Annotated in this window: 36 protein-coding genes and 1 tRNA gene; 36 read left to right on the top strand and 1 reads right to left on the bottom strand. The window is 43.3% G+C overall.

Translation table 11 applies throughout. The features are described from left to right. Window positions 1–53: 53 nt before the first annotated feature. Genes ACJ28U_RS04380 through ACJ28U_RS04370 form a run of 3 tightly spaced genes read left to right on the top strand, consistent with a single transcriptional unit; the run spans window position 54 to window position 1,765 of the window. Window positions 54–830: an ATP-binding protein gene (locus ACJ28U_RS04380; RefSeq protein WP_407618515.1), complete on the top strand. Its 777-nt coding sequence runs from the start codon at window positions 54–56 to the stop codon at window positions 828–830. 3 nt (window positions 831–833) lie between these two features. Continuing rightward, window positions 834–1,610: a DnaD domain protein gene (locus tag ACJ28U_RS04375; RefSeq protein WP_407618514.1), complete on the top strand. Its 777-nt coding sequence runs from the start codon at window positions 834–836 to the stop codon at window positions 1,608–1,610. After that, window positions 1,610–1,765, top strand: coding sequence for a hypothetical protein (locus ACJ28U_RS04370; protein ID WP_407618513.1), 156 nt, complete (start codon window positions 1,610–1,612; stop codon window positions 1,763–1,765). Before ACJ28U_RS04375 ends, ACJ28U_RS04370 begins: the two co-directional genes overlap by 1 nt. Window positions 1,766–1,991: 226 nt before the next feature. On the opposite strand, the gene ACJ28U_RS04365 is transcribed toward ACJ28U_RS04370, so the two are convergent. Then, on the bottom strand, window positions 1,992–2,468 hold the full coding sequence (locus ACJ28U_RS04365; protein ID WP_407618512.1) for a hypothetical protein: 477 nt from the start codon (window positions 2,466–2,468) through the stop codon (window positions 1,992–1,994). Window positions 2,469–2,601: 133 nt separating this feature from the next. Between ACJ28U_RS04365 and ACJ28U_RS04360 the strand changes: the two genes are divergently transcribed. From ACJ28U_RS04360 to ACJ28U_RS04200, 33 genes are all read left to right on the top strand, one after another. Beyond that, window positions 2,602–2,796 (top strand): helix-turn-helix domain-containing protein, encoded by a 195-nt coding sequence (locus ACJ28U_RS04360; RefSeq protein ID WP_407618511.1) that lies wholly within the window; start codon window positions 2,602–2,604, stop codon window positions 2,794–2,796. Window positions 2,797–2,817: 21 nt separating this feature from the next. Continuing rightward, entirely contained in the window at window positions 2,818–2,985 is a 168-nt protein-coding gene (locus ACJ28U_RS04355; protein WP_186434539.1) for a hypothetical protein, read from the top strand. A 5-nt stretch (window positions 2,986–2,990) separates the two neighbouring features. Beyond that, window positions 2,991–3,293, top strand: coding sequence for a hypothetical protein (locus ACJ28U_RS04350; protein WP_240166768.1), 303 nt, complete (start codon window positions 2,991–2,993; stop codon window positions 3,291–3,293). Further along, window positions 3,286–3,741, top strand: coding sequence for a hypothetical protein (locus ACJ28U_RS04345; RefSeq protein ID WP_145465290.1), 456 nt, complete (start codon window positions 3,286–3,288; stop codon window positions 3,739–3,741). Before ACJ28U_RS04350 ends, ACJ28U_RS04345 begins: the two co-directional genes overlap by 8 nt. Window positions 3,742–3,751: 10 nt before the next feature. Further along, window positions 3,752–4,186, top strand: a complete 435-nt coding sequence (locus ACJ28U_RS04340; protein WP_407618510.1) for a hypothetical protein — start codon at window positions 3,752–3,754, stop codon at window positions 4,184–4,186. A 9-nt stretch (window positions 4,187–4,195) separates the two neighbouring features. After that, complete coding sequence (locus ACJ28U_RS04335; protein ID WP_407618509.1) at window positions 4,196–4,318, top strand: hypothetical protein; 123 nt, start codon at window positions 4,196–4,198, stop codon at window positions 4,316–4,318. Beyond that, window positions 4,318–4,536, top strand: coding sequence for a hypothetical protein (locus ACJ28U_RS04330; RefSeq protein ID WP_407618508.1), 219 nt, complete (start codon window positions 4,318–4,320; stop codon window positions 4,534–4,536). Before ACJ28U_RS04335 ends, ACJ28U_RS04330 begins: the two co-directional genes overlap by 1 nt. After that, a complete protein-coding gene (locus ACJ28U_RS04325; RefSeq protein WP_407618507.1) occupies window positions 4,536–4,784 on the top strand; it encodes a hypothetical protein in 249 nt (82 codons plus the stop codon). Before ACJ28U_RS04330 ends, ACJ28U_RS04325 begins: the two co-directional genes overlap by 1 nt. Beyond that, a complete protein-coding gene (locus tag ACJ28U_RS04320) occupies window positions 4,784–5,056 on the top strand; it encodes a hypothetical protein (RefSeq protein ID WP_407618506.1) in 273 nt (90 codons plus the stop codon). The genes ACJ28U_RS04325 and ACJ28U_RS04320 overlap by 1 nt, the downstream gene beginning before the upstream one ends. Then, a complete protein-coding gene (locus tag ACJ28U_RS04315) occupies window positions 5,056–5,295 on the top strand; it encodes a hypothetical protein (protein WP_407618505.1) in 240 nt (79 codons plus the stop codon). The genes ACJ28U_RS04320 and ACJ28U_RS04315 overlap by 1 nt, the downstream gene beginning before the upstream one ends. After that, complete coding sequence (locus tag ACJ28U_RS04310) at window positions 5,295–5,666, top strand: YopX family protein (RefSeq protein WP_407618504.1); 372 nt, start codon at window positions 5,295–5,297, stop codon at window positions 5,664–5,666. The genes ACJ28U_RS04315 and ACJ28U_RS04310 overlap by 1 nt, the downstream gene beginning before the upstream one ends. Further along, window positions 5,666–6,166: a hypothetical protein gene (locus ACJ28U_RS04305; RefSeq protein ID WP_407618503.1), complete on the top strand. Its 501-nt coding sequence runs from the start codon at window positions 5,666–5,668 to the stop codon at window positions 6,164–6,166. The genes ACJ28U_RS04310 and ACJ28U_RS04305 overlap by 1 nt, the downstream gene beginning before the upstream one ends. Beyond that, on the top strand, window positions 6,163–6,363 hold the full coding sequence (locus ACJ28U_RS04300) for a hypothetical protein (RefSeq protein ID WP_407618502.1): 201 nt from the start codon (window positions 6,163–6,165) through the stop codon (window positions 6,361–6,363). The genes ACJ28U_RS04305 and ACJ28U_RS04300 overlap by 4 nt, the downstream gene beginning before the upstream one ends. A 1-nt stretch (window position 6,364) precedes the next feature. Next, a complete protein-coding gene (locus ACJ28U_RS04295) occupies window positions 6,365–6,634 on the top strand; it encodes a hypothetical protein (RefSeq protein WP_407618501.1) in 270 nt (89 codons plus the stop codon). A gap of 86 nt (window positions 6,635–6,720) precedes the next feature. Beyond that, window positions 6,721–7,152, top strand: a complete 432-nt coding sequence (locus ACJ28U_RS04290) for an ArpU family phage packaging/lysis transcriptional regulator (RefSeq protein WP_118122540.1) — start codon at window positions 6,721–6,723, stop codon at window positions 7,150–7,152. Window positions 7,153–7,485: 333 nt separating this feature from the next. Then, window positions 7,486–7,555 (top strand) — tRNA-Ile (locus ACJ28U_RS04285). 274 nt (window positions 7,556–7,829) lie between these two features. Then, window positions 7,830–7,988 carry a hypothetical protein gene (locus tag ACJ28U_RS04280; RefSeq protein WP_407618500.1) on the top strand — a complete coding sequence of 53 codons (159 nt, stop codon included), beginning with the start codon at window positions 7,830–7,832 and terminating at the stop codon, window positions 7,986–7,988. Between the two features lie 30 nt (window positions 7,989–8,018). Further along, window positions 8,019–8,828 (top strand): terminase small subunit, encoded by an 810-nt coding sequence (locus tag ACJ28U_RS04275; protein ID WP_407618499.1) that lies wholly within the window; start codon window positions 8,019–8,021, stop codon window positions 8,826–8,828. Window positions 8,829–8,996: 168 nt separating this feature from the next. Next, window positions 8,997–10,433, top strand: coding sequence for a phage terminase large subunit (gene terL, locus ACJ28U_RS04270; RefSeq protein ID WP_407618498.1), 1,437 nt, complete (start codon window positions 8,997–8,999; stop codon window positions 10,431–10,433). A gap of 20 nt (window positions 10,434–10,453) precedes the next feature. Further along, a complete protein-coding gene (locus ACJ28U_RS04265; protein ID WP_407618497.1) occupies window positions 10,454–11,776 on the top strand; it encodes an anti-CBASS protein Acb1 family protein in 1,323 nt (440 codons plus the stop codon). Window positions 11,777–11,778: 2 nt separating this feature from the next. Beyond that, window positions 11,779–12,912: a phage minor head protein gene (locus ACJ28U_RS04260; protein WP_407618496.1), complete on the top strand. Its 1,134-nt coding sequence runs from the start codon at window positions 11,779–11,781 to the stop codon at window positions 12,910–12,912. Next, the gene (locus ACJ28U_RS04255; protein WP_407618495.1) at window positions 12,896–13,207 is read left to right on the top strand and encodes a hypothetical protein; all 312 of its coding nucleotides are present in this window, start codon (window positions 12,896–12,898) and stop codon (window positions 13,205–13,207) included. The genes ACJ28U_RS04260 and ACJ28U_RS04255 overlap by 17 nt, the downstream gene beginning before the upstream one ends. Window positions 13,208–13,281: 74 nt before the next feature. Further along, window positions 13,282–13,683 carry a HeH/LEM domain-containing protein gene (locus tag ACJ28U_RS04250; protein ID WP_407618494.1) on the top strand — a complete coding sequence of 134 codons (402 nt, stop codon included), beginning with the start codon at window positions 13,282–13,284 and terminating at the stop codon, window positions 13,681–13,683. A gap of 10 nt (window positions 13,684–13,693) precedes the next feature. Then, on the top strand, window positions 13,694–14,824 hold the full coding sequence (locus tag ACJ28U_RS04245; protein WP_407618493.1) for a DUF2213 domain-containing protein: 1,131 nt from the start codon (window positions 13,694–13,696) through the stop codon (window positions 14,822–14,824). A gap of 12 nt (window positions 14,825–14,836) precedes the next feature. Then, a complete protein-coding gene (locus tag ACJ28U_RS04240; RefSeq protein WP_407618492.1) occupies window positions 14,837–15,295 on the top strand; it encodes a hypothetical protein in 459 nt (152 codons plus the stop codon). 14 nt (window positions 15,296–15,309) lie between these two features. Next, entirely contained in the window at window positions 15,310–16,191 is an 882-nt protein-coding gene (locus ACJ28U_RS04235) for an encapsulin (protein ID WP_407618491.1), read from the top strand. A 22-nt stretch (window positions 16,192–16,213) separates the two neighbouring features. Beyond that, complete coding sequence (locus ACJ28U_RS04230; protein WP_407618490.1) at window positions 16,214–16,561, top strand: hypothetical protein; 348 nt, start codon at window positions 16,214–16,216, stop codon at window positions 16,559–16,561. 2 nt (window positions 16,562–16,563) lie between these two features. Then, entirely contained in the window at window positions 16,564–16,953 is a 390-nt protein-coding gene (locus ACJ28U_RS04225; RefSeq protein WP_407618489.1) for a DUF4054 domain-containing protein, read from the top strand. Beyond that, window positions 16,953–17,402: a hypothetical protein gene (locus tag ACJ28U_RS04220; RefSeq protein WP_407618488.1), complete on the top strand. Its 450-nt coding sequence runs from the start codon at window positions 16,953–16,955 to the stop codon at window positions 17,400–17,402. Before ACJ28U_RS04225 ends, ACJ28U_RS04220 begins: the two co-directional genes overlap by 1 nt. Further along, on the top strand, window positions 17,402–17,773 hold the full coding sequence (locus ACJ28U_RS04215; RefSeq protein WP_407618487.1) for a hypothetical protein: 372 nt from the start codon (window positions 17,402–17,404) through the stop codon (window positions 17,771–17,773). Before ACJ28U_RS04220 ends, ACJ28U_RS04215 begins: the two co-directional genes overlap by 1 nt. Next, window positions 17,754–18,254 (top strand): LIC_12616 family protein, encoded by a 501-nt coding sequence (locus ACJ28U_RS04210; protein ID WP_407618486.1) that lies wholly within the window; start codon window positions 17,754–17,756, stop codon window positions 18,252–18,254. Before ACJ28U_RS04215 ends, ACJ28U_RS04210 begins: the two co-directional genes overlap by 20 nt. A 2-nt stretch (window positions 18,255–18,256) precedes the next feature. Beyond that, window positions 18,257–19,288, top strand: a complete 1,032-nt coding sequence (locus tag ACJ28U_RS04205) for a DUF3383 family protein (RefSeq protein ID WP_407618485.1) — start codon at window positions 18,257–18,259, stop codon at window positions 19,286–19,288. Window positions 19,289–19,300: 12 nt separating this feature from the next. Continuing rightward, complete coding sequence (locus tag ACJ28U_RS04200; RefSeq protein ID WP_407618484.1) at window positions 19,301–19,717, top strand: phage structural protein; 417 nt, start codon at window positions 19,301–19,303, stop codon at window positions 19,715–19,717. Window positions 19,718–19,727: the final 10 nt, after the last annotated feature.

Raw genomic sequence — 19,727 nt, 5'->3', positions numbered from 1 at the left:
GGACGCTGACTTAATCAGCCAAATGGGGTGAGAGGCCCGGAAAGGAGTAAAACATGGGTGGAACATTCGACCTGACGGAAGATACAGCCGTCAGGTTCGCTGAATTGATTGCATCTAAGTCAGATACGAAGTTTGACAAGCAACAATTTTTGGAAAACTTCCGTAAAGGTGCGGCCTCAACGGCTGAGGATATCCCAGAAGTTAGTGGTGTTCTTGCTGATAAGATTGCACGTTTTCGTAAGACTGAGACACGCCGGTATTATCCAATGTCGTTATTCGTTTCAGAAGATGTGAAGTTCTTTGAATTCAAGGATTGGAAAGCGCCAACGCAAGAGCATCACGATATTGGTAAAAAGGCAGTCATTGCTGCGAAGAAACTTGAACAAACATCAGGCAACTATGTGTTGGTTGGACGAGCTGGAACGGGTAAGACAGCTTTGTCAGTAGCAATGCTGAATGAGTTGATGAAAGTTAAGTCAGGTTTGTTTGTTAATGTAGTGAATTTGCGGTCGTTGATGTTGATGTCAATCAATGATGAGCGTGCCAAGCAAGACTACAACATGATCATTCGCGGAATGAAGGAAGTTGACGTCTTAGTGATGGACGACTTTGGAAAAGAATCGGGGTCTGGCGGCGCTACTGACAAAATGACGGAAATCTTGTATGGCATTGTAAATGCTCGTATCGGCAAGACAACAATCATCACAACTAATGACAATTTGACTGAGCTGAATGCTAAGTATGACGAAAGCCTTACTAGCCGGCTCATTCCTAAAGACAAGGACAAAATCATCATCTTTCAAGGTATTGATGATTACAGGGAGGCTTAAGCAATGCCAATCATTAAAAAGGGTAGTGCTGATAACTTCATGATGATGCAGAGGCACCCAATACAGCGAGAAGACATGAGTATGCGGGCCAAAGGGTTATTGGCGTACTTAATGAGTTTGCCACAGGATTGGGTTATCCACCGCACTGAATTAGTTTCGCACTTCAAAGACGGCAAAGATGCAGTGTTTGCAGCGTTAAATGAATTGATTGATCAAGGGTATGTAGTACGTCAACAAGAACGTGGAACAAAGGGGAAGTTCGGTGAAGTTACCTACACTGCTTCTGATGTAACTATGCGTTCACCGCAAACGGATTTACCGGTAGCGGTTAAACCGGTGACGGAATTACCGGTAACGGTGAATCCGCATCTACAAAGAAACACTATACAAAGTAACAGTAATACAAAGAAAGATAGTGAACAAAAGAGTGAACGTTGGACCGACAAGACAGACGATAACTATAGTAATAGCGCTGTAACAGCTATGTCTGTCATCAGTCAATCGATTACTGATAACGGTTTGGACTTTGTTTATGGGCCGTTACAACGGCAACAACTGCAAGAATATGTCACTAACGACGGTATGGATGCAGAAGTTGTAGCTGATGCAATTAAGGTCACTCGTGAAAGCAACCAAAACTCATTCAAGTACACAGACGGTATTTTGAAAAATCGCCTAGCAAAACATTTGCTGACAATGAGTGCCGTAATTGATAACGAGAAGAAGCGTAACTACGCCTCTGATAAGTATGGTGACAAGCAGCAGAAGGAGATTTGGTAATGGGTGACAAGAAGTTTCGTGTCGTTGCCACAGTGTTTGATGATCAACGCTATTGGGGTAGCTACACATTGAAAGAAGCTGGAAACAAGTTGCTTGAACTCAAAGAAGCGTTTGAGTTGAAAGCATCTGAAATTTGGCTAGAAGAAGCGTACTAAGCGCTAAGTAACACAAGAGTAGTGCGGATTAGTTCCGCGGGTATGGGTGGGCAAACGAGGTAAAGAAGATGTGGAAAATCAAACTATTATTACGTTGGCCATTGAAAATTTTGATGAGTGGCAAGAGTTGGCAAAAAAAGCTCAGAAACAAGATTCTGAGCTGAATGATACGTTAAATCGCATTCAAGAGTTTCGACCAATCTTGAATACACCAAAGAACAAGTGTTTAATCCTCTTGCAAAGCAACCAAGTTAAAGGCGGCATCATCTGGAAAACGATATGAGTCAAAAGTTAGACCTGACTCAAGGAACTTAACATTATAAGCAATATTGAAAGTGTTAAGTGGTTTTAAACTCTTATCGGTGTCGTTTACGAGAGAAATGATAGCGTTGATTAAATGTTCATCATTTGGAACTGATGAGCGTTTGGTAAACGAATCTAAAAATGTTTGGAAATATTTTTTCCGTAGATCGATTACTTGATAATCAGTTCCTTCTTCAAAATCTGCGAAACGCACAGTCTCTTCTTTAAATCGACTATTGTATTTCAATTCTTTTGGGAAAAAATCAAAGTCATTTTTAAGAAAATTTGCCACTAACAATTTCCCGTTATATTCAACAATAGGTCGGTATGTTGGATTGTTCATGTCTTCGGAAATTATTGATAATGCGTAACTTGTGTTTTGTAAATCGGTAAAGTTCATAAAAATTCTCCTTAAGTGAGGTCAGTCAGTTTTAACTGACTAGATGTCTAAAACAAGGCGTTAGCAATCAATCGGACTAATTGCTAACAAAATGATTATAGCACGTTTATGGAACACAGTCGGAGGGGGTCGAATGAGACTAAGCAGTTGGATAAATCAGCAACTAAAACAACAGAACAAGTCAGTTTATTGGCTTGCGAAGGAAACCGGCATTGCCACCAGCACGTTGTATGCGGTTATGAATGGAAATAACAAGGCACTCGGATTGGAACGGTTAATTAAGGTTGCGATTGCACTAGATGCAGATTTGAATGAATTGAAAAAATAATCGTCAAAAGAGGTGTAGCAAATGGGCAAGAAGATGCCAAAGTACGTCGTATTCAATAAGAACGTGGGCAATCGGTTTCATAAGCCGGTGACATCTGGTGACAACTTGCGGTTGTTGCGAACTTATTACAGTGGTGACGCGTACGAAATTATGCGGGTTGTTCCGTTGGTTGAACGAGAGGAGTGGTAAGAGATATGTGGATTGTTAAGTACAACACGGCGAAGCGGCGTTGGTTCCGAACTGAGAAGGTTACTCAGGTTGAGGTGTTTGCAACACGTTCAGAGGCAGCAATGTATATGTACGCATTGATGAAGAATGGCTATCACCCATGGTTGGAACGTGTTCAAAGTGAGTCGGTTGAACGATTACTGACATCATCAGTTGAGAATGCCTTCAATTGGGCTCGCGGTTCATTTGGTAATTCTGAACTGGCTAGCGTGTCATCTGTAGCGATTGCAGACGCCTGGTGGAAGAGTGGTGAAGCTCAGAATGAATAATCGTTTAGTAATTCCAATGTCAGCATTCGAAATTCCATGGCGTGATAAGAAGTCGTCTCCAGTTCGGATGTCGTCGTTGACGCTGAATAAGTACGTTGAAATTAGCGGGTTAACTCGTGGTCGGCCAATTCTTAATCGGCACAAAGCAGCTATCCAATACAAAATTCAACCGATCGTCGTTGAAGCCATTACAAATGGGCTTGAGATTGAGTATCCAGCTCAATTCAGTTTCGAATGGTACTTGAAGGACAAACGAACAGACTTAGACAACATTGCTTTCATGCACAAGTTCGTTTTTGACGCATTTCAGAAGGTTTCGGTGCAAGATAAGGAATTTATGCCGGGAGATGGTTTGAAGTTCGTGGCGGGCCTGTCGGACGTTTTTGCGGGTATCGACAAAGGTAATGAACGGGTAGAAATTTCTTGGCAGCATGTTGATTCAAAGTGAGGCGTCAGTCATGGAAGACAAACGAGGTGAACCATGGACGGTTGATGACGTCGATAGGCTGTTTGTTTTGCTCAATCAGGGGCTTAGGAAGCGTGACATGAGTTTCTATCTGTTGCGAACTGAAAACGCCATACGAGCCAAACTGTGGCGAATTATGAAAGAGCATCAACGGAAGAAGGAACGGTTTATGGATTTATCTGAAACAACGGTGCGGGGATGGTTCATGATTTTGACCAACAAGCCACTGTTTACCGAAATTGAACGTGATGGGTACGTTATCAAGAATATCGGCCCCAACATGATTTCAGTTATCGGCAAAGAAACGGTTAACAAAGAAGTTGGTCAATGGTTATTCAGGAGCGACTTCATTGAAGGTGATCCGCACCAAAACAAAGAAATTATTGAAGATACGCAGACAAACGAAACACAGTTGAGTTTGTTCTAGGAGAAGGATATGTGGGAAGTATATTGGTACACGCCATATGGAACGGTTGAGTACGTTGATGCAGATACTGATTACGATCGGTTGGCCGGAAAGTATCACGGCAAGATGTTTGAAATCGTGGAGGCAAAGTAATGAATATCTTTTGGGTTGCAACAGTTGTAATGGTTATCTTGAAGTTGGCTGGCGTCATTAGCTGGTCATGGTGGCTTGTATTTAGCCCTGTTATCTTGTCAGTGGTTCTTAACATTCTGACTGAGGGGCTTAGCGTGTCCATTTCTCACAAGGTAACAACGCGCGTTACGGAAGAACATGAAGAACGGCCTTATTGGTCAAATCGAGGTGATAAGTAATGGAGAAGAAGATTGTTGATGTTCCTAAGCCACAATACCCAGTCACCGAGGAGTTCGTTCATCAACTTAATGTGGCACGTAAAGAAATTAATGATTTTGTGTTGCTAGCGTACGCACTTGATAACCGAATGTTTGATGACTTATTCCTGTTGGAACGAGCTAACCGGGACACTCTCAAAAAAATGTTTAACGGTGAGGTCGAGTTAGTCATCGTTGGTCAGAAGACGGATAGCGAGTTGGAAGAATAATGAAGATTACCACAGAACTAAGTAGTCAAGATATTACTGCGACTCTGGTGAATGACACATCACCATTTGGCGAGACAAATCATGACAGGGAAAGTAACGCAAAGCTACGTGAAGTGACGGACATCGTCGAGAGCATGATTAGTGATGTCTTGTGGATTTATCAACAAAATAAGGATCGTAATGAGGCGTCTATGAAAGAGGCGGCCGATATTGCAAAGTGTTCACTTTTGAGCATCAAGGAAGATTTAGAAGATTTAAGTGAGGAAGATTAATGGCAATTGCAGGATTTGAACCAGTAGAGTTACTTAGCACACTAGGTGAACCAGAAATGCGACGAGGTCAAACTATACGAGCATTGCTGTATGCGGATCCAAGTGGAGAATACGAATACTACACCACCGAAAAAGTCCGTGAGATTTTGATTAAGTTTGCAAATTCAAAGAATGCAATGCGGCGTGATATGCCAGTTGACGAAATTGTTGATGAGTTTATGGAAGGTGGTGAAGAATAGTGGCACGAGAAATTAAGTTTAGAGCATGGTACACACCGTTTAGTGGACGGAAATTCGGTCAGAAATTTGTCTATGGAAACAAAGTGCTTTCTTTGCAAAGCATGGCTCCAGATAAGTATGTAGTCGAACAATATACGGGCATGAAGGACAAGGAATTAAAAGAAATCTACGAGGGTGATATCGTTGAACTCTGGCATGAGGGATATGGATACCTGGGTGAAGAAGTGACAACTGCCATCACAAGTGTTGTTCAGTTTGTTCACGGAACGTTCTGGATTAAAAACGAACCAATGTATGCCTACGAGGAAGATGACTTGGAAGTTAAAGGTAACATTCACGAAAACCCAGAACTAATCAAGGTGGTGGATTAATGACGAAGAAAGCCGACACTATCGCTCTTGAAGACTGGCTGTTTGACCGTATTCAGAACCGCCGTAGTACGACGGTCGTAGGTGAATTTGGTGCAACAGAGGTTACGTTAACTGACAAGCCGGTTAAGAGTGTAACAGTGGCACAAGCAAAGAAAATTGGTTATTTGGGTCGTGTGGACTTTATCAGTGTTAGCACGGAAAAGATTGTAAGGGCATACGAGATTAAGGTTAGCATGTCTGATTTTAAGTCTAAGGCGATTAAGTCATGGGTTGGACACTTCAATTATTTGGTGACAACAGACGCGCTTGCTCAAAATCATAAGACAGAGATATTGGACGCATTGCCACATGGGATTGGTTGGTTAACGCCGGCAGGGTTCATTAAAAAGCCATTGAAACGTGATCCTCTGATTGATGTGGATTGGTTGATTTGGCTGATGATGAAATCAAATGCGGTGGCAGTAGCCAAACATAGAAGTGAAGGGGTGAATATCAAGTGACAACGAAGAATGATACGTACAATGCAGTGCTAGCACGTCGATTAATCGGTGAGTTGAAGAACGACAAGATTGTTGTGGATAGCATGGAAATGAAGGCGGATGTTGAAAAGAACGTCAAATCACGAGATTACTGGCGTGGCTACAACGAAGCGATTGATGATGCAATTAGTCGAATTAAGCGAGTTTGGGAGGTGTGATATGGGTTTGAATTACTCGTTTGCCAAAACAGTGAATACGGCGGTAGTGATTGAGCGCCAAGGGAGCGGCCGGACAAATCTAACGGATGTTATGAAGGTATCTATCGATAAGATTGAGCGACTTCATAAGGCACATCCTGATTGGTCAGCCTCACGGTTATCAAATGCTGCGTCAGCTACACAGAATTTGGTGATGCACGTTGCTGACATTCACGGTTGGCAGCTAAAGAGTTCTAAGACAAACCATGTACCCAACTTCTCGAAGGCATAGAAAAAACGCCAGACACTAACTTAATAGAGCCCAGCGCTTATGTTTTCATAGCAGATAACATTTTAGCATACGGGGGCAGGTTGGTTATGGCACTTTTGAGAAAGCTGAACGAGAAGGCAACTGAAGCAGCGGTTCGCGACTTCTTTGAATCTGAATTTAAGCACATTAAAGCCCAGGCACGCATCAATCACGTTGATCTAAAGTCTCCGGTGATTAGTGACATGCCTGGCGGACCAAAGAATGGTAATTCAGTTGAAGAGAAGCTCACGAACCACATGCAAGCGAAGGTTTACATGGAACAGGTAAGGCAAGCAATTAACGCAATGCCAGAGCCTGAGAAATATTTCTTCAAGTATCGCTATATCGACGATATGGAATGGATTGATATTTCTGAATTAATGAATATGACACCAAGGACGGGGCAGAAGTACATTGGCCGGGCATTGCGATATTTCGCCGATGCATTCGCTGATGTTCACGACTTCCGAGTATTTTATGCAGATGATTTAGAATGTTGAGTTGGTTCGCATTCGCTTCGCATCAGGTTCGCGTTTGGTTCGTTTTGAAGTCGCACAGGCTTCGCATGCCCCGTTGTATTATGTTAGGGTCGAATGATTAGGAAACGCATGGCCTATCATTCGACAGTCTTAGCGGTCAATGATTGACATATGAGATACTCCTTTCGATAAAAGTAGGTAAGTGACAAACAATATAATGGTTGTTCGTAAAGCGCTGGCTGGGCGCCGTTCGGTTCGATTCCGAATGTCACTATTAGTATGTGTGGCGGAATAGGTAGACGCATATTACTAGAGACCAGAAACGTAAGACACAAGGTTAGCTAGTGATAGACCGGCCTGTAGCTCAGTGCAAGAGCGCTTGCCTGATAAGCAAGAGGCGCTGGTTAAATTCCAGTCGGGTCCATATGGTTATGTTAGGTGCGAATCCTGACCACATGCATCACATAGCAAAAATAAATACAAAGGATAATCTTCCGGTTCGTAGGTTTGCCGTTGTATTCGTTTTAAACGACATGTCAGCTGCTATGTCTGGCGTACATACTCAAAACTATTAAGGATAAACTTTGATAGTTATTACCGGGATCAGGACTTGTATGTGGTCGCTGGTCAATATGAAGCATTGAAACCAGTTGTTGGGCGTTGCCTGATGGCTGGTTTTGTTGTATTGGGAGAAAAGAATGAGAAATCCGATGTACAGGCGGGCTGAGACGAAAATCATTGGGAAGATTACGAATGATAAGCAGCCAAAGCCAAAGCCAAAGCCAAAGCCAAAGCAAACTACAATCAAGTCGGTACGAAAGAAGCCGGCCATCAAAACACAGGTAGTACATTACTAGTGGCAAATACATAAAAGGTGGTGATTATTAGTGTCAAGGCAACGAGACCCACGCCGCATTCATGCCAAAGAGTTGTGGGACCGCGATCGTAACCGGACGCTAAAAAGCATTGCTGAAGAATTGGGCGTAAGCAGTGGACAGGTCAGAAAGTGGAAATCACAAGATGACTGGGATGAAACTGGCAAAGGTAACGTTACTAAATCGAAAGGTAACGTTACTATTGAAAAGGAACACGCTGAACACATAGAAGCGGCTATTGAAGAAGTAGACGATAGCGGATTGACGAACAAGCAGAAAGCCTTTGTTATCGAGTATGTGCGGACTTTTAATGCCACGCAGTCTTACATGAATGTATACAAATCCGACTATAATTCAGCCCGAGCAAACAGTATTCGATTGATAGCAAATGATAGCGTCAAACGCGAAATTGAACGAGTACGTAAAGCACGCTTGCTAGACATTGGAGTCACCAGAAATGACGTACTGAGTCAGCTGGCAAAGCAAGCATTTTCAGACATCGGTGATTTTCTGGAGTTCGGACATTATGAAGAGATAGCCAGGGATGGTAATAAAAAGCCTAAGTTAGACAGCGAAGGCAATATTATTCTGTCTCATCGGTCATGGGTACAGTTACGAGATAAATCGCAAGTCGATACTAGTTTAATTAAGCGAGTATCAATCGGCCGTGATGGTGTTGTATTGGAACTGTTTGATAAGCAAAGCGCATTGACTAAATTGTTAGATCAGATTGATTTAGAAGAACAAGGAACACAAGAAAACCCATTGAATTCACTTAGTGATGAAGCGTTAAAGGCGCTATTAGATAGGTTGGTTGAATAAGTGGTATAGATTGTGAATTTCTCTTGATTTTCAACTTGTGAAACGAAACAACAACTTAGAATTCGATTTGTGAATCTGCATAATTTCACAAACGTTAACAAACGCCGGTAAATCAACAGCTTTGGATAATGCACATTATGTAAACAATGATTGGTATAGGAGAAAGTTATGGCTGTAATGACAAAAGACGAGTTAGCTGACCAAATAAGGTACGAGTTAGCTCGTCGTTTTTATAAGCAGTATTTCTTGTTATCAAATCCGGGATACAAAATAATGCCTCATATCAATTTAATTATGGATAAGCTGCAAAAGATTATCGATGGTGAGCAACATTACTATATTTTCGAGATGCCACCACGACATGGTAAGTCGGCAACCATCTCAGAAACATTCCCTAGTTATTTTATTAGTAAGAATCCAGACAAAGAAGTCATGATGGTTTCGTATTCAGCTGAGCTGTCCGTGGATTTTGGGCGCAAGAATAGGCGTAAGTTTAGTGAGATGGCTGATAAGATATTTGGATTAAAAGTTTCCAGGTCGCAAGGGTCGGTTAAAGAATGGGGCCCAGAAGGACATAAAGGTCGTGTGATGAGTACATCAATTACAGGTGGAGCCACCGGACGTGGTGCTGATTTGTTGATTATTGATGACCCGGTTAAGAATGAACAAGATGCTAGTTCATCAGTTATTCGTGAACGAATTTGGTCCGAGTGGCAGTCAACATTTTCAACTCGTTTACACCCTGGTAGTTCGGTTATCGTAATCATGACAAGGTGGCATGAGGATGATTTAGTTGGCCGTCTGCTGCGTGAGAAGTCCTACCCTTGGGAAGAAATTAGATTGCCGGCGGTAGCGGAAGACGATGATGATTTGTTGGGGCGTAGTGAAGGAGAACCGTTAGCACCGCAATTGGGCTGGAATGCTGAATGGGCTACTAAACAAAAATTACGTGTTGGTTCTAGAACTTGGGCTGCGTTGTATCAGCAGCGACCAACACCGCAAGCAGGTACGGTTATCCGACGTGATTGGATTCATTATTACGTGGATAGCGAGGCAACAAGACAAAACTTAGGATTAAGCAGAGACGTTAAGATAATGCCTAAGCGTTGGGATAAGCAAGTACAATCTTGGGACGCAACGTTTAAAGACGCTCAAACAAGTGATTATGTTGCTGGTACGGTTTGGGGTACAAACGGAGCGGAGTTTTATCTAATCGATACACACCACGAACGGATGGACTTTCCAACAACTATCAAAGCTATTAACGCGATGAGTGACCGTTATCCTATGGCACGAGCAAAGTACATCGAAGATAAAGCTAATGGATCAGCCGTTATAGCAACGCTTAAAAACAAGCTGTCCGGTATTGTGCCGGTTACACCTAACGGAGGTAAAGAAGTACGCTTGAATGCCGTGGCGCCCTTGTTTGAGGCCGGGAATGTGTTTGTTCCGCATCCTAGCTGGAAACCTGAATACGGCGATTACGTTACAGAGCTGCTTGGGTTCCCTTATGCACCACACGATGATTGGGTCGATAGTACGTCGCAAGCTTTGTCTCACATTGGAAACCGAGGAAACTTGAAAGACCGCTTTGGGCTTAACTGATTACGAAAGTAGGTAGCTAAATGTCAGTATTGAAAGACGTGTTGAATAGTCAAAAGTTAGTAATGGATAACGCAGCGTTAGGTTTTGGGTACATGCCCCGACCTGGTATTGACGTACCACTTGAAGCTGGAGGAGTTTCGGCAGTTATGGCAACTATCGATGCTGAAGAATTGTACTTAACCAACTCGATAGCCCGGAACATTATTGACTTACCGGCGGAAGATTTAACCCGTAACGGCTGGACTATCCGAATGGAAGATGAACAGCTGGCTAACGACCTTAACGAACGACTGCGTGATTTAAACGTTCAGGACGTACTAACAGAGATGTTTAAGTATCAACGGCTGTATGGATCAGGTGCGGTATTTATCGGACTTGATGAGAATGGTGACGTTGCCCCAGCTGATGAGGTTGATGAAACGAATCTGAATGAGGTCACATACTTAACCCCGTTTAGTCGGAAGTTAATGGCAAGTGTTATTTATAACGACGATGTGACTAGCCCTGATTACAACAAGGTTATGCGTCTATCGCTTAAAAGCCAGGACATTGATAAGTCACGGTTCTTATTTGCTAACGGCTTAATGCTGGAGCAAGAACAATGGGGCCGGTCATTGTTTGAAGGCATGATCCCGGAGTTGAGTACCGCATCGGTAGCGATTGATAGCATTCAAAAAATGCTGAATGATTTTGTTTTCAAGGTCTATAAGTCGCCAGACGCTGCGAATATGTCCGTTGATGATAAATTAGCGATTGGATCAGTAGCTAATCACCAGTTTAAGACGGACGCTTTGGCAATCTTGACAAATGAAGAAGATTTAGGCAATGAGAGTAAGGTGGTTTCTGGCATTCACGAGTTGCTTGATTACTCGTGGGAACGGGTTGCTGCCGCAGCACGTATGCCTAAGTCGGTCATCATGGGACAAGAAAGCGGAACACTAACGGGAGCGCAGTATGATTTAATGAATTACTACTCTCGCATTAAGACGCTACAAGAGAATGAGCTACGGCCTCATCTTGAACGACTTATCCGCTTGTTACTCTGGGCTAAGAATGAACCAGGAGGACAAATTAACCCAGACGAGATTGATTGGAGCGTTGAATTTAAGCCACTTTACCAGTTGGATACGACGACTGAGACGCAAATCGCATACAGTCGAGCTCAAACGGACGCTATATATATTGATAAGGGTGTAGAGAGCCCGGAGGAAGTCCGTGAGAGTCGTTTTGGAGCGTTAGGTACATCTGGAGGTAGCAAGGGGAATATTGGTGACAGCGCCGATTTTTCGCCAAACGAAGTGGGGTGGTTAAAGAAGCTATGGAAAAAGGCAGACGGTGATTAAGTATGAAAGTTAAAACACCACCAACTCATTTTCCGATGCGAGTCGAAGAAGCTTACAAGAAACAGCTAAACGCCCTTGTTGATTTAATTCACGAGGGCGTTTTAAAGTTCCTGGATAATCACAAGGTTCCCTATCTACAAGTTGATGATATTTATGCGCAAGGTGATTTATTCAACCCGCAAGATCCTAGCGATGTTGAGACGTTCAAACAACAGTTAGACGAGTTTGTTAAGCAGGCTGCGCTGATTTACGGCGGAGACCTAGCAAAACGAATGGTTGAGCAGATGATTAAAGGCTCTGAACGAATAGCTAATAACATTGTTGATGAGCAATTAAAAGCGCATAGCCGAGTTCAAAATATCGAGATTACAGATGATGAGTTAAAGTTTTTACAGTCAAAAGCTGCGGAGAACATGTCATATATTAGTTCTATCGGTAGTGAGTATCTGAATAAGGTACAGGATGCGGTTATGAGGCACTTAACGAGTGGCACTCTAGGTAGTTCTTTAGCTGCTGAAATTATGGATATAACAGATGTATCTAAGAAGCGAGCTAATTTAATCGCGCGAGATCAAACGGCTAAAGTGTTTGGTGAAATGACGAAGTACAAGCAAAAAAAAGCAGGCATTAGTTATTTCAGGTGGAGTACAGCTCTCGATGAACGAGTACGGCCACGACATAGACCGCTAGAAGGCAAGATATTTAGTTGGGATGATGGTTGGGGTGGTATTTATCCAGGGGATGAAATTAACTGCCGTTGTGTTGCTGACCCACTCTTTGAAGATGAACTAGATGAAGCAGACCCAGATGAGTTTTTCCAACAGCAAACAGAGCTTCAAGAGTTACCTGCCTTTCGAGATGTACCAAAGAATGGTATGATACAACGTACAAAGGAAAATAATAGTCTGAAAGCTCGAGGTGCAGAACCTAATGAAGTCATTATGATGACCCAAAATGGAGCGCCATACCAAAAACGGTACTTTGATGCCGAAGGTCGAGCATTGAAAGATATTGATTATACTGACCACTTTCAACCGGCAGCTCATCCCGTCGTGCCTCACGTTCATGATTGGGACTGGGATGTAGGTGGGCGGCCTAGACAGAAATGGAGGAAGCCAAATGACGGAGAAGTTTAGTGAGCAAGAATTAGAGTTGCTTTCTGAGCCGGGCAATTCGTTGGAATCTATCAAGATGTGGTTACGAGTTGGTTCTGTTGTTCAGTTTTGGTACAAAGGCTTGCTCTATTCAATGGAGGCTGCACAAGACGATACTGAAACATGGTGGCTTTGGGCAAATGCTAAGGGCAACATGGCAGAACCGGTATTTGAAAAGACGTTTAATTCACTTGATGATTTATATTCTTACGAGTTTGATAAAGGAAAAACATTGGACGATGTTTATAAACCTGAATTACTTGAAGGTATTTCTTAATACCGAACGGGCGCTTGACTGATGACGTTAAGCGCCTTTTTTGTACCCATTTTTGCGAAAGAGAGGATGAATAGATGTTCACTTATGACAATACAACCGTAGATCAACTTAAAAAGTTCCTAGATGAACACGGTATTACTTATGCCAGCAATGCAACTAAGCAAGACCTGGTAGATTTAGCCAACAAGGTGCCAACCGCAGATACTAGCGACCAAACAGATGCTGCGACTGACGACGCTGACAAGACGGCTGAGACCGCTTCAACCGAACCGGAAGATAATACCGAGACTATTGAGGAACCACCGCTAAAGGATGAACCTGCAGCAGTGAAGCCGATTACTGAGTACACGGTTAAGCAAGGCGATAATATCGCAATTGTAGCTACTCGTTTCGGACTAAGTGTTGGAAAGTTGCGACTTATGAATGAGCCACTTGGGTTTACTTTGACGGCTGGACGTGTTTTGACTGTTGGTTAGGGAGGCTGCGATGAAGGTAATTGACACGATCAGGGCGCCGATTAAAGACACGGCATTGACGGATGAAGGCTTTTTGTTCGTTAAGGCTGTGCCGATTGCACGGCCTGGTGTTTTCCCGTATATGACTAGTGACGGTTATAGCCAACAAGCGAAGCTGCCGGATGATTTGTTCAGTGGAGCCACGATTAATTCTGCTAACGGTAAACCTATTACCAATGATCATCCTAGTGAAGCGGTAACGTCTGAAAATATTAAGCAGTACGGAGTCGGAATGACGATGAATGATGCTGCCATTGTCGATAATAAATTGGCTGTTTCTATGACGATTACCGATAGCGACACTATCAGGGATATTCAAAACGGCAAACGAGAGCTGAGCATCGGGTTTGCCACGGACATTTCGCCTGAACAGGGAACATATAACGGTGAAACGTATGACAGAGTACAGCGCGACATTGTTATTAACCATGTGGCCATTGTTGACAAAGGACGCGCAGGATCATCGGTAGCACTGAATGTTGATAGCGCAGATACGCCAGTTAGTTACATGTTGGACTCGTTCCAAACTAAGCCTGGCAAAAAGATTGGAGGAAATTCAGAGATGAAGATTAAGGTAAATGGTCAAGAGATTGATTTGACTAATGACGGGGCGCAGGCCGAAATTGACACCATTGTTGCTGGGTTAAAGAAGTCTAGTGAACTGACTAACGATGAAGCACTTGATACTATTACGGGCTTGAACAAGCAAATTGAAACATTGACGGGTGAGCGAGACGCTTTGAAGGCTAAGACTGAAAAGTTGGTTGCAGATGCTGCCGATTTTGAAGCTACTTTGACGGAAAAGGTAAAGGCGCGTGTTGAATTGGAAGCAACCGCTAAGACTATCTTGGGTGACAAGGCCGATTTTGCGGGTACAGACCGTGACATTAAGGTTCAAGTTATCAAGGCCGTTAATGGTGTTGATGTTGCTGACAGCGCCTCTGACGATTATGTAGAGGGTGCTTATGGAGTCGCAATGGCTACTAAGCCAAAGAAGAATGGCAACATTGATATTGCTCACGCTGGTAATGTTTCTGATAACGATGACTTGGAAGATAATCTCAAGAAGTTGCGAGAAGCACGTACTAATTTGAAGAAGTAGGAGGAAATTACTATGCCTGTACCACAAGGAACTTTGTATCGTGAACCAAACCTAGGACTTGGTCACATTGCAGATACGTCTATTCAACAAGTATTTACGGAACCCGCAGCTGAAGAAATTCAATACGGGGCGCCACTGGCCTACACAACGGACGGTGAAGCTGTTAAGACGGCTGGCACGGCCGATAAGGTGATTGGTATCGCGCGTGCTTTTGAAGGCAAGATGAATGATTTTGGTGGCTTTGGAACTGAACAAGCCGGTGGAACGTTCCAAAAGGACGAGGCTGTCTCAGTATTAACTACTGGATCCATCGTGGTTGCTGTTTCTGCCGATGTTGAAAAGGGACAAGCTGCCGTAGTTGACGCTGACGGTAAGTTTAAGGCTGCCGGAACGGAAGCGACTACAACAGTTGGCGTGTTCCGTACTGCGGGAACCGCCGGCAAGACTGCCGTATTGCACATTAACTTGTAATTGGAGGAACTGACATGAATTTGAATACTGGTGCTTTTGAACGCCGAGAATTGTTGGAGCTAGAGCAAGAAGTCCTAACTGTGCCAGAAGGTGAATTGATTGGGCGTCGCTTGTTCCCCGTTGAAACGGGTATTAACCCTGGCGCCGAGACGTATGGTTACACATACATGACTCGTATGGGTGCTGCTAAGATTATCGCCAACGGTGATACAAATTTGCCAATGGTTGATACTGATTTCAAGCGTGACTACCGAACGTTGCACTCAATTGGTGCTGGAGCTGAATACACACGTCAAGAGTTGCGTGCTGCATCTATGGCAGGTCGTAGTGTTGAGACAGACAAGATTGGGGCAGCCCGTCGAGCTATCTCTGAATTTGAAGATAAGCTAATTTTCCGGGGAAATGACGATTATGGTATTACTGGTGCTACTAATACGCCAGGTATCTTGACCACAGCATTTAATAAGACGTTGAAGACGTCTACACCAGATGAAATCTTGGATCAACTGCGAGACGCCCGCACAAAGCTTGTGACACAAGTTGGTTTTACCGGAGCAAGTTTGACTTTGGTGTTGCCAGCGGTTCAATACGAGTATTTGGTTGGTACGCGATACGGAGAGTACGATGCGCGTACACTAATGCAAATTATTAACGATTACGGTTGGTTTGGTTCAATCGTTTCAACGGATGCTTTGAAGGGCGCCGGAGACGGTGGAACAGACTCAATGTTGATTTTCAACGCGTCAAAGGATGTATCAAAGGTTTTGTTGGCCCTTGATATTACGATGCTGCCTCAAGAGACCTATGCGATGTACACGAAGCTTGGTCTTGAAGAACGTACTGGTGGTTTGTTGATTAAGCAACCAACGCAGTTTTTGCGAATTGACAATATTTAATTTTTGAAACGAGGTAACGGCTATGTTAGTAAACAATACTGGTGACTATTCACGAGTTTTTGGTGACACAATTATTGTTCCTGGAGTAAATAACCTAACTAAGGAACAAGTTGATCTGGTTAAGGCAAAGGCTGCTGGAAACCCAGCTTTACAAGTTGTTATGAACCAATTGGAGTTCGAGGAACTTGATGAGGGCCTAACGGATATGACTGTTGATAAGCTAAAGGGTCTAGTTGCTGAAACAACCGGCATCGATGTATTGGAACAAATGCGTGCTGATGAGGCCGGGGGCAAGAACCGTTCAGGAGCAATCGCTGCTATCGATGAGCGAATCGCTGAATTAAAGGGTGGAGACGATAGCGAGGGTTAAATATGGCCTATGAGTTTGACGCAAGTTCAGTTGCAACTAAGGCTAAGCTTTTAAGCAAAGGTTTTGGTGAGATACCGGACGATGCGGCTACCGAATTATCGGAAAATGCGTGGCAAGTGGTGAAAGAAGCTGGTTTGCCGAATGATAAGCAAGAATTTGGTGCCAAATTGTATACGGCCCACTTAATGTGGGGGTATTTGTATGGCGGAGTTACTAGCATGTCACTTGGCGAAGGCGTGAGCGTAAAAGCAGGTGATTTGTCGAAGCAAACAACACCAGGATCAGTATCATTTGGTAGCAGTTCCGGGAATGACCCTTATTACGATGAGTGGTTGTTGTTTGTTAAGAAGTTTGGGCGAAACTATGGAATTGGACTGGTGGTGGTCAATTAATGGTTACGGTAAGCGATAACAACAAGATACCTCAGATTATGTGGGAGCTTGAACAGTTAAATCATTTGCGAGTGAGAGTTGGTATTTTTGGTGGTTCAGGCGGTGGTAATGGAAAAATTACGCTGGTTGAGATTGCCAATATCAATGAATTTGGAACGCGAAATGGTCACGTGCCAGAGCGTTCGTTTGTTCGTTCAACGTACTCTGAAAAGGTTGGAGATTGGTCAAATTTTGCTAAACGTTTAACGATGAAAGTAGCAACTGGCAGTTTAACGGCTTATCAAGCCTATTCACAGCTGGGGGCTAGAATGACTCGTGATATTAAGCGGAAAATTACTGATTTACGGTCTCCAGCAAATGCACCGTCCACGATTAAGAAAAAAGGTTCATCTAACCCACTTATTGATACTGGGGCAATGCGTGCTGCGGTTACTTGGAGGGTTGATTAATGGCATTCTTTATTGACGCCAAAGAAATCTTGAATGAGTTCCAAATGACGGTACCAGTGACCGTTATTAAGACTGGTGAACAGAGTTATGACCCAATTTTGCCAAAGAATAAGGCAAGTCTGGCGTCGCCAGCTTTATCACAGTTCATTCAAGATGCTGGAGGTTGGGACGGCATTGATCGTGCGGTTTGGTATACGACTACTACGGTTCCGCTGGGTGAATTTTTAATGTTCAACGAAACAAGGTGGCGAATTACCAGTGTGGACGATTACGATGCCACAACATTCTCAAATTTCTATGTGTACGGTCTGCAAGCTGCGGATAGTCTACAAAGAAAGGATATTGATGATAATGACGAATATTGGAAGTAGCTATGCGGTTATACCAAAGGCATTTGCTGAATTTTTTGATAAGAATTTACAAATGAAACTGGCTAGACAGGACGATTTTAAAAATCAACCTGACTATCCATTTATCACCTATAAACTAACGAATCCTCGCATTGAACACGGCTTACAAGCTGGTTCGGATGCGGGGTTTTCTGTTGAGGTTTCGTTTGGTATTAACGGTTATCACGAGAATGAAACGTTGGACTACGCCTTGTTTGTTAAGACGGCTTTGGAACAACAAAAAGTTCAAGATGCTTTAGCAGATCAAGGTGTTTTCGTAGAACGCGTTCTTAATGTTTATGAGCGCCCTCGTGAGATTGCGCGAGAAGAATATGTGTATGTTGCCGGTATTGATGTTCAAGTCGCAATTTTGCCAGTTGGGATACCTGATTTTGATTATGACGGTGTTGAAAAGGTAGATGTGGCAAATACAAATGCCGGACAAAAGGAAAGTGAGGAATAGTAATGGCAGTTAGTGACGTAACCGTTACGATGACGGTAAATCAACCAACACAAACGCTTGGTTTTGGTGTTCCTGCGGTTTGGGTTCCCGGTACGGACAACTCATATAAGGAATACAAGACTATTGATGATGTTTTGGCCGATTTTGCTAAGACAACGCTTGTTTATAAGAATGCGGCTGCATTTTTCGGACAACAAGGACACCCTGGGGTTTTCTCAGTAATTACGTATAAGGATATGGCAGCAGCCTACGAGCTTTATTCAGGAAAGCCTTGGTATTTTGCTTTGTTTGGTGGCGATGCTGAAACGGCGGGGCAAGACATTTTGTTGTTGTCTAATCTTATTGAAGCAGAGCAATATCGAATGATGTTTGTTGAGCTTAATTACGCTAAGTCTGACGACGGAAGCACGTTTAGCAATGAACAATATGCTGAAAATACGCGAACGATTTTGATTGTTAAGCAATCTGAGACAGATACAGCGACCGATGCTGAAGCGTTTGCGGCTAACTTGATTGGTACTTATGGTGGCCGAACAGTCGGATCATTGAACTTTCATGATTTAGTTGTACCCGGTTTGACGCCAGACAACTGGACAGGCGTTCAAGTATCGAAGTTTGACCGTGGAAATGCCATGTTGTACGTCTTGAAGGCAAATAACGTGGCACAAACTACCTCTGGACGAACGGCAGCGGGTGATTATATCGATGTGATTATGGGAATGGACTGGGTAGCCTCAGAAGTACGGTCAGAATTGCAAGATTTGTTGACTAACACGGACAAGGTTACTTATGACGCAGCCGGTATCGCATTAATGCAATCGGTTGTCGACAACGTTATGCAAACTGCATACACGAACGGGATCATTGACATTAACGATGAGACACAAGCCCCTGATTACTCAGTAACCGCTTTGGGTCGTAACGAGTTAGCTGCCGGGGATATTCAAAACCGCGCTTACAACGGTTTGTCATATGAGTATCGTCCATCTGGTGCTGTTAACACGATTAACATCCGTGGAACTATCCAACTATAAGGGAGGTAAGAAATGACTAAGAAGCAACAATATACGGCCTACTATGACCCAAATGACGTGCACGTTTTCGTTGGAAAGGAAGAGGTTGGTGCCTTTGCCGATAATTCAATGGTGCAAGTTCAATGGCGAAATGACCGTCAATCATTAGTAGTGGATCCAAAGGGTGTTGGGTCGTTGGTGCGAAACAATGACCGTTCAGGTACTGTTACGATTTCATTATCTGAAACGTCAATTTGGAACGCAAAGTTGACTGAATTGGTAGCATCTGGAAAGCCTTTCTCAATTTCTATCTACCACAACAAGGAAGTTATTTCAGCAGCGACGGCACAAGTTCAAAAGGTTCCAGATATTACTTTTGGTAACAGTGGAAACGACCGAACTTGGCAAATTTTGGCACCTGTTTTGGATATTACAAACAAGAACTTGTAAAAATTCAATT

The sequence above is a fragment of the Weissella sp. MSCH1 genome (genome assembly GCF_045799135.1).
GTDB lineage: Bacteria > Bacillota > Bacilli > Lactobacillales > Lactobacillaceae > Weissella.
Note: the sequence above shows the minus strand (reverse complement) of the source record. Positions and strands in the feature narration are given on the sequence as shown.